6 protein-coding genes are annotated in these 8,616 nt (G+C 54.9%); 1 reads left to right on the forward strand and 5 read right to left on the reverse strand.

The window, feature by feature from the left end; translation table 11 throughout:
* Window positions 1-144: 144 nt before the first annotated feature.
* Genes arcC through ygeW form a run of 5 tightly spaced genes read right to left on the reverse strand, consistent with a single transcriptional unit; the run spans window position 145 to window position 6,237 of the window.
* Entirely contained in the window at window positions 145-1,077 is a 933-nt protein-coding gene (arcC, locus tag QVF11_RS19185) for a carbamate kinase (protein ID WP_287858736.1), read from the reverse strand.
* A gap of 10 nt (window positions 1,078-1,087) precedes the next feature.
* Window positions 1,088-2,479 carry a dihydropyrimidinase gene (gene hydA, locus QVF11_RS19190; RefSeq protein WP_112217319.1) on the reverse strand — a complete coding sequence of 464 codons (1,392 nt, stop codon included), beginning with the start codon at window positions 2,477-2,479 and terminating at the stop codon, window positions 1,088-1,090.
* Between the two features lie 48 nt (window positions 2,480-2,527).
* Complete coding sequence (locus QVF11_RS19195; protein ID WP_112217320.1) at window positions 2,528-3,739, reverse strand: YgeY family selenium metabolism-linked hydrolase; 1,212 nt, start codon at window positions 3,737-3,739, stop codon at window positions 2,528-2,530.
* 57 nt (window positions 3,740-3,796) lie between these two features.
* Entirely contained in the window at window positions 3,797-4,993 is a 1,197-nt protein-coding gene (dpaL, locus tag QVF11_RS19200) for a diaminopropionate ammonia-lyase (RefSeq protein WP_287858738.1), read from the reverse strand.
* A gap of 56 nt (window positions 4,994-5,049) precedes the next feature.
* Window positions 5,050-6,237, reverse strand: coding sequence for a knotted carbamoyltransferase YgeW (ygeW, locus tag QVF11_RS19205; protein WP_130624347.1), 1,188 nt, complete (start codon window positions 6,235-6,237; stop codon window positions 5,050-5,052).
* Between the two features lie 465 nt (window positions 6,238-6,702).
* Between ygeW and QVF11_RS19210 the strand changes: the two genes are divergently transcribed.
* A complete protein-coding gene (locus QVF11_RS19210) occupies window positions 6,703-8,481 on the forward strand; it encodes a sigma-54 interaction domain-containing protein (protein WP_142515183.1) in 1,779 nt (592 codons plus the stop codon).
* Window positions 8,482-8,616 lie beyond the last annotated feature (135 nt).

Consider the following 8,616-nt stretch of genomic DNA (forward strand, 5'->3'; position numbering starts at 1 on the left):
GGAGAAAGCACCGGCAACTAAAAATGATTGCAGACGTTCACAGTATCTACCAAACTGCACGTATTTGTAGTCCGGACAGATGCGTAGCATCGCCTCCGGGGAAAATACCAGCCTTCCCGACTAAGCAGCCAACGCCTTATCCGGCTACTGGCAAATCACGGTGCCGGTTTTACCTTCGATTCCTTCTTTCGCTTTGCTCAACACGGTAATCAGAGATTCGCGTCCTGGACGGGAACGGGCGAACGAGGCGGCGGCTTCGACTTTCGGCAACATGGAACCTTTGGCGAAATGCCCTTCGTTGATAAAGCGCTCCGCATCGCTTAATGACAAGCGATCCAGCCACTGTTCGTTAGGTTTACCGAAGTTGATCGCCACTTTTTCCACCGCCGTCAGGATGATCAGCATATCCGCATCGATCATTTCGGCGAGCCGGGCGCTGGCCCAGTCCTTATCGATAACCGCGCTGGCGCCGCGCAGATGGTTACCTTCTCGGATCACCGGAATGCCGCCGCCGCCAACGGTGATCACTACCTGCCCGGCATCGAGCAGAGTTTTGACCGTCCCTTTCTCAATGATGTCTACCGGTTTAGGTGACGCGACGACGCGACGATAGCCGCGACCGGCATCTTCTTTCAGCGTATAGCCCTGTTTCTCCAGCTGTTCAGCCTCCTGCTGAGTGAAGAATGAACCGATAGGTTTGGTCGGATTAAGGAACGCGGGATCGTGGGCATCAACTTCCACCTGAGTCACCAGCGTCACTACCGGCTTATGCATCCCGCGCGACAGCAGCTCTTCGCGCAGCGCGTTTTGCAGATCGTAACCGATGTAGCCCTGGCTTAACGCCACGCATACCGACATCGGCAGCATCGGCGTGTGGGCTTCGGTTTTCGCCGCCGCCTCAAAGGCCAGGTTGATCATTCCGACCTGCGGCCCGTTACCGTGGGTGACCACTACCTGATGGCCCTGAGCGATTAAATCGACGATTGCCTGAGAGGTCATTTTGACGGCCTGCATCTGCCCGGCCAGATCCTCTCCCAGCGCATTCCCGCCGAGGGCGAGAACAATTTTCTTACTCATTTTTCCTCACTTATTCAGTATGCCAGGGATGGCTAAACGGTTTGCGTCTCAGGAAGCGGCCCCGGCCCGCTCTGGCGTTAAATTCCCCTTTGCAAAAGAGGGTTTCACCACGCGAAAGGGTTCTGACGATCGCCCCGGTACAGCGAAAGCCCTCCCACGGGGAGTAGTCGGCGTTGTCATGCAGTTCGGCGTGACGAATTTCCGTCGTTTGATTCGGGTCGATAATCACCACATCGCCATCGGAACCCGGGGCCAGCCGCCCTTTCTGCGGCCACAGGCCGAACAGCCTGGACGGCATGGCGCTGGTCATATCGACAAAGCGCTCTGGTGTAATACGCCCGCTCATCACGGCGCTGGAAAAGAGCAGCAGCAGGCGGTTTTCCACGCCGGGCAGACCGTTCGGGCAGCGGTTGAAATCGCCGCCAGAGAGCTGTTGGCGCTGGGCTATCGAAAAGTTGCAGTGGTCGGTGGCGACCACGTCGATTGCACCGTCGCTGATTCCGCACCAGAGTTTGTCCTGCTCGCGGACGTTGCGCAGAGGCGGGCTGAGAATAAAATTCAGCCCGTCAGGTGCATCATAACGGCGCTCATCCAGCAATAGATATTGCGGGCAGGTCTCTACCCACACCGGCTGGTGGTTAGCTCTTGCCAGGCGTAAATAATCCAGCCCCAGACCGTTGGAGAGATGGACAATATACAGCGGCGCATTCCCGGCGAGCTGCGCCAGATTGATCATCCGGGCAATGGCTTCGGCCTCGCACTCCAGCGGGCGGCTCAGGGCGTGATAGCGCGGCGCGGTCAGCCCGGCGGCAAGAAACTCGGCGCGCTTGCAGGCAATGGCGGCATCATTCTCAGGATGGACCGTCGTCAGCGCGCCTGAGATGTGCAGGCGGCGCAACGCTTGTAGCACATCATCGTCGTTGAGCTTGTACTGATAGGTCAGGTAGAGCTTAAAGCTGCTGATCCCCTCTTCAACCATCATCGGAATTTCATCAAGAATGGCATGATTGATATGCTGGATGACCCCGTGGAAGCTGTAATCGACCACCGCCTTATGCGCGGCGTAACCGTGGTAAACCTCCAGTTGATGGCGTAACCGGCAGCCTGTCGGGCCAAATCCCATATGGTCGATAATGGTTGTTGTACCGCCACACGCCGCCGCACGGGTGCCGGTAAAAAAATCATCACAGCTACGGGCAATGCCGACGTCAATGTTGAAATGGGTGTGCACGTCCACGCCGCCGGGCATGACGTAGCAGCCGGCCGCATCGACGATCTCGCAAGGTAGCTGTGGCGTAATATTGTCGCCGAGCTGGCGAACAATACCGTTTTCTATCAGCAAATCCTGTTTTGCCTGTCCGTCAGCGTTAACGACGATTCCGTTTTTAATCAGTACGCGCATAGCAGACTCCAGAAATCCCCCGGTAAGCCGGGGGATGCAGAGGGATGATTATTTTGTTGCCAGCCAGCTTAGCGGGATAGCGGCGTACATGGCGGCGCAGGTGACCAGATGCGATTTCCAGGTTTTCTCGTTTGGTGCATGGGCTTCCGGTTCTTTGCCCGGACCAAAGCCGATCACCGGAATGCCGTGACGTCCCATAATCGAGACGCCGTTGGTGGAGAAGGTCCACTTATCGACCACCGGCGCTTTGCCGAACAGTCCTTCATAAGCATTGACCAGCGCTTTGACGGTGAAGTGATCCTCTTCGACTTTCCAGGTCGGGAAGTAGCATTCGGTCGGATAAACTAATCCGGTCCATGATGGACGGTCATAGTTGTACATAGACACCACCGCATTGGCTTTTTGCACGGCGGGCAGGGCGCGGATTTCGTCCAGCGCACCTTCCCAGGTTTCGCCCCAGGTCAGACGGCGGTCGATAGATACAGCGCAGCTATCCGCCACGGCGCAGCGGCTCGGCGAGGTGAAGAAGATCTCGGAAACCGTCAACGTGCCTTTGCCGAGGAATTCGTCGTAAGCCAGATGCTGCGACAAATCCTGCAATTCATTGAGAATCGGCCCCATCTTGAAGATCGCGTTATCGCCGCGCTCTGGTGCAGAGCCGTGACAGCTGACTCCCTGTACATCAACACGGATTTCCATACGCCCGCGCTGTCCGCGATACACCTGACAGTCGGTCGGCTCGGTGCTAACGACAAATTCCGGGCGAATGCCGGACTGTTCGATGATGTACTGCCAGCACAGACCGTCACAGTCCTCTTCCTGTACTGTACCGGTCACCAGTAGCGTGTACTCATCTTCCAGACCGAGGTCTTTGATGATCTTCCCGGCATACACCATCGATGCCATGCCGCCTTCCTGATCTGAAGTGCCGCGTCCGCCGATCAGCTCTTCGGTTTCCATGCCTTCATACGGGTCAAATTCCCAGTTCTTAATATTGCCGATCCCTACGGTATCGATATGGGCGTCCATCGCCACCAGCCGCGGGCCATGACCGATATAACCGAGAATGTTACCCATTGGATCGATCTCGACTTTATCGAAGCCGACTTTTTCCATCTCCTGTTTGATACGGTGAACCACGCGTTTTTCATCGCAGCTCTCGCTGGGGATAGCGACCATATCGCGCAGGAAGCGCGTCATGTCGGCCTGGTAGTCGTGTGCTTTTTCCAGAATCAGTTTAAAGGGAATGTGCTTAGCCATTATTGTTCTCCAGTTTTCACTCCCGTATCTCCTTGGGAGCCTGTTCTCATAAGGGGATTACGGGGTGACCGGATGTTTGCCTTCCCAGACCACTTCGCGATAGTGCTTCACGTCGGTGTCGCCTTCGGTGCTGATAACCAGCACGATGGCGTCTTTATCCAGCGCCAGTTTTGCCATCAGGGCCTGACGCTGCGGGTGATGGTGTACTGCCGCCAGAACGCCCAGACCTACGGCACCGGACTCACCGGAGATCACCCGCGGATCGTCGCCGTATGGGTTACCCAGCACGCGCATGCCCAGCGCGGCGACGCTGTCCTGGCAGGAGATAAACTGCGTGGCGCAGTTGCGCAGAATTTCCCAGCCGAGCGGGTTAGGTTCGCCACAGGCCAGACCGGCCATGATGGTTGCCATATCGCCGCCGACATTGACGATGTCGCCCTTAACGCCTGAGCGGTAAATGCAGTCGGCCTTATCCGGCTCGACGATAATGCTGCGCAGGTTTTGCGGGCCATAAACATCCACCAGGTAGCCCAGCACGCCGCCCGCCATCGCGCCGACCCCCGCCTGCAACAGTACGTGAGTTGGCGTAACGCCCATTTCGCGCATCTGCTCTACGGCTTCATCGGCAAGCGTCGCGTAGCCCTGCATAATCCAGGTCGGAATTTTGGTGTAACCTTCCCAGGCGGTATCCTGCACCACCTCCCAGCCGTTTTGCTGCGCGTGTTGCATGGTCAGACGAACGGTGTCGTCATAGTTCATATCGGTAACGATGCACTCCGCCCCAAGGTTAAGAATGGCGTCGACGCGCTCCTGAGCGGAGCCTTTCGGCATATAAATCACCGCATGTTGCCCAAGCTGCTGCGCGGCCCAGGCGATGCCGCGACCGTGGTTGCCATCGGTGGTGGTCGCAAAGGTCATCTTTTCGCCGATGGCGTTTTTGAGCTGCGTGAACGAGAGCGTCTCGATATCAAGTTGATATTTCTCGCACAGCAGGCGGGCGATGGCATAGGCACCGCCGAGCATTTTGAAGGCGTTCAGCCCAAAGCGTTTTGATTCATCCTTGACGAGAATTTTCTTCACGCCAAACAGGCTGGCAAGACTGTCCAGCGCGCAGAGCGGCGTTGGGCGATAGCCCGCGATTTTTTGATGGAACTGGCGCGCCACTTTGGCCTGTTTTTGCGAAAAAAGGGGCGACGTTTCACCGTTATAAAAATGGTTGTCGGCAATATCGATCTTCAGTGTGAAAACGGACATATCCTATCCTTATTGGCCTCCGGAACGGAAAGCCGACCGGCGGGTCGGCTCGGGAGTTATTTCATGCGCTGTTGCGCTTCTTTCAACAATTGCTCCAGCAGGACGCCGGGCTTCGGATATTTGCGGGCGAGGATCATCGCGGCGATGATGTAAGGCTTCCAGCTGGCCTCTTTATAAGTGGCGATGCGGTATTTTTCGAACACACCTTCGGTAACTTCTCCTTCTTTACAGGAGACGCCGCTGATATCCGCCGGCAGGCAGTGCATATACAGCGCTTCGCCGTCGCGGGTTAGCTCCATCATCTCTTCGGTGCAGTGCCAGTCTTTATGCTTCGCGTTCTGCTCCAGACACTGCCTTTCCAGCTCTTTCAGCGCCGCGTGGTCGTTAGCGCGCAGTAATTCGGTACGTTCTTCCATCACTTTGTAAGGGGCCCATGACTTCGGATAGACGATGTCGGCGTCCTTAAAAGCCTCTTCCATGCTGGTGACCTGGCGGAAGCTGCCGCCGGAGGCGTTGGCGTTGCTTTTCGCCACTTCGATAACATCGGGAATCAGGTCATAGCCTTCCGGATGCGCCAGCGTGACGTCCATACCGAAGCGGGTCATCAGGCCGATAATCCCCTGCGGCACGGAGAGTGGTTTACCGTAGCTGGGGGAATACGCCCAGGTCATGGCGATTTTTTTGCCTTTGAGGTTTTCCAGCGAGCCAAAATGTTCACGCAGCCAGGCCAGATCCGCCATCGCCTGCGTCGGGTGGTCGATATCACATTGCAGGTTAACTAACGCCGGACGCTGCGGCAGCACGCCCTGTTTGTAACCGTCGTCAAGCGCGGCACCGACTTCACGCATATAGGCGTTGCCCGCGCCGAGATACATGTCGTCGCGAATACCGATCGCATCGGCGCAAAAGGAGATCATGTTGGCCGTTTCGCGGACGGTTTCGCCGTGGGCGATTTGCGATTTGCCTTCATCGAGATCCTGCTGGGCGAGGCCGAGCAGGTTGAGGGCCGAGGCATAAGAGAAGCGGGTTCGGGTGGAGTTATCGCGGAAAACAGAAATCCCTAATCCGCTGTTGAAGACTTTGGTTGCGATATTCTCAGCGCGTAGCATCTTCAGCGCGGCGGCGACGTCGAGGACTTGTTTCAGTTCATCCGGCGTCTGCTCCCACGTTAATAAAAAATCCTTCTCGTGAAGGTGCGAGGTCAGCGAATTGATATCCTTTATCAGCTCATTAACAGTTTTCATTATAAGGTCCCGGTAGTGGAATGACGGCAAGGTGGCTTAATGGCTGTGACTGCGCGATATCACAGCGATACCATCAACTAACAATAAGTGTGCCAGGATTAATTCTGGGCGGCGTAAGTCCTATTTTAGGACGGTTATTTGTGGTTGCGATCACAAATTAACAATCTTATTGGCGGGAATTAATCGACGTAAACGTTTGGCTTTTTAAATATCATTTTTCATCGCCATAAAGAGAATGAGAATAATATTAAGGGTCGGAGAGTAAATCGTCATATTGATAAATAAGCTGGGGTAATTCTCATATTGATATAGAAATGTGACACCTCTTGCATAATTATCATGACAAAATGATAAACAACCCGCTTTTTATCAAAGCCGTTTTTTTCTGAGTTAGTATCATAGTCCTCTTGCAGTCATCGATATCCTCAACGATCTACCGCTTAAGTGATGCCGGAAGGTAAGTCTATGGTCCTCGCAACAACGCAATCCGTTTTGATGCAGATTCAACCGACTATTCAGCGCTTTGCCAGAATGCTGGCCAGCGTTTTGCAACTTGAGGTAGAGATTGTCGACGAACACCTGTGCCGCGTGGCGGGTACCGGCGCCTACGGCAAGTTTCTGGGGCGTCCGCTCAGCAGCAATTCAAGGCTATTGCGCTTTGTTCTGGAAACCCAGCAGGAAAAGGTGGTCACCCATTCTCGCCACGATCCGCTCTGTGAAGGATGTGACAGTAAAGACAACTGCCGTGAGAAAGCCTTTTTGGGAACGCCGGTTATTTTACAAGACCGCTGCGTGGGGGTGATAAGTTTGATTGCCGTTACCCATGAACAGCAGGAGCATATTAACGATAATCTGCGCGAGTTCTCCGATTACGTTCGCCATATATCGACCATTTTTGTTTCGAAACTTCTGCAAGATCAGGGCGGCAATGACAGCATCAGTAAAATATTCGCAACGATGATCGAGAATATGGATCAAGGGGTGCTGGTTATTGATGAAGATAATCGGGTGCAGTTTGCTAATCAAACGGCACTGAAAATACTCGGGGTGATGCAAAACACCATGACAGGTAAATCTGTGCGCTTCAGACCGCTCACCTTTGAAAGTAATTTTACGCACGGACATATGCAGCATATTGTTTCGTGGGATGATAAAAGTGAACTCATTATTGGTCAGCTGCATAATGTTCAGGGGCGGCAATTATTCCTGATGGCCTTTCATCAGTCGCATACAAGTACCGTCGTGGCGTTAGCCGATAATGAACCACATATTGAGCAACTGGTCGGTGAATGCCGGGTGATGCGCCAGCTTAAGCAGCTGATTGGCCGTATTGCCCCGAGCCCTTCCAGCGTGATGATTGTCGGCGAAAGCGGTACCGGGAAAGAGGTGGTCGCCCGGGCAATTCATAAGCTCAGCGATCGCAAAAATAAACCTTTTATCGCCATTAACTGCGCTGCAATTCCGGAGCAACTGCTGGAAAGCGAACTGTTTGGCTATGTGAAAGGCGCATTTACCGGGGCGTCCGCCAACGGTAAAACCGGTCTGATTCAGGCAGCCAATAGCGGGACGCTATTTCTTGATGAGATTGGCGATATGCCGCTGGTGCTCCAGGCAAAGCTGTTGCGGGCTATTGAGGCGCGGGAAATTCTGCCTCTCGGCGCCAGCAGTCCGGTGCAGGTGGATATCCGCATAATCTCCGCCACCAATCAGAACCTCGGGCAGTTTATTGCCGAGGGTAAATTCCGCGAAGATCTTTTCTACAGGCTTAACGTCATCCCGTTAACCCTGCCGCCACTGCGTGAACGTCAGGATGATATCGAGCTGCTGGTGCACTACTTTCTGCATCTGCATACCCGTCGGCTTGGCCTGGTTTACCCCGGCATCGCCCCGGATGTGGTGACGTTGCTGAAGTATCATCGCTGGCCGGGCAATCTGCGGGAATTGAGCAACCTGATGGAGTATCTGGTTAACGTTGTCCCCTCGGGAGAGGTGATTGATAGCACGCTGCTGCCGCCGAATCTGCTCAATAACGGCAAAGCGCCCGAGCGTGATATCGCGCCCGCTGAGGTGCTGCACGCGCTGGCCGACGATGCCGGAGGTACCGCGCTTGAGGAGATGGAGAAACAGATGATCCGCGAAGCGCTGTCCCGGCATCACAATAAAAAACAGGCGGCGGACGAGTTGGGCATCGGTATTGCCACGCTCTATCGCAAGATTAAGAAATATGAATTGCTGAACGTCTGAACGGCACATTTCCCGGAGGCGATGCTGCGCATCTGTCCGGGCTACAAGCCTTCAGTCGTCTGCGTTCCCGTAGCCCGGGAAAGGCGCTTTGCGCCGCCCCCGGGAGAAAGACCACAGAATCTTCCCGGAGGCGAT

Origin of the sequence: Klebsiella sp. (genome assembly GCF_027492335.1) — a bacterium.
GTDB lineage: Bacteria > Pseudomonadota > Gammaproteobacteria > Enterobacterales > Enterobacteriaceae > Klebsiella > Klebsiella huaxiensis.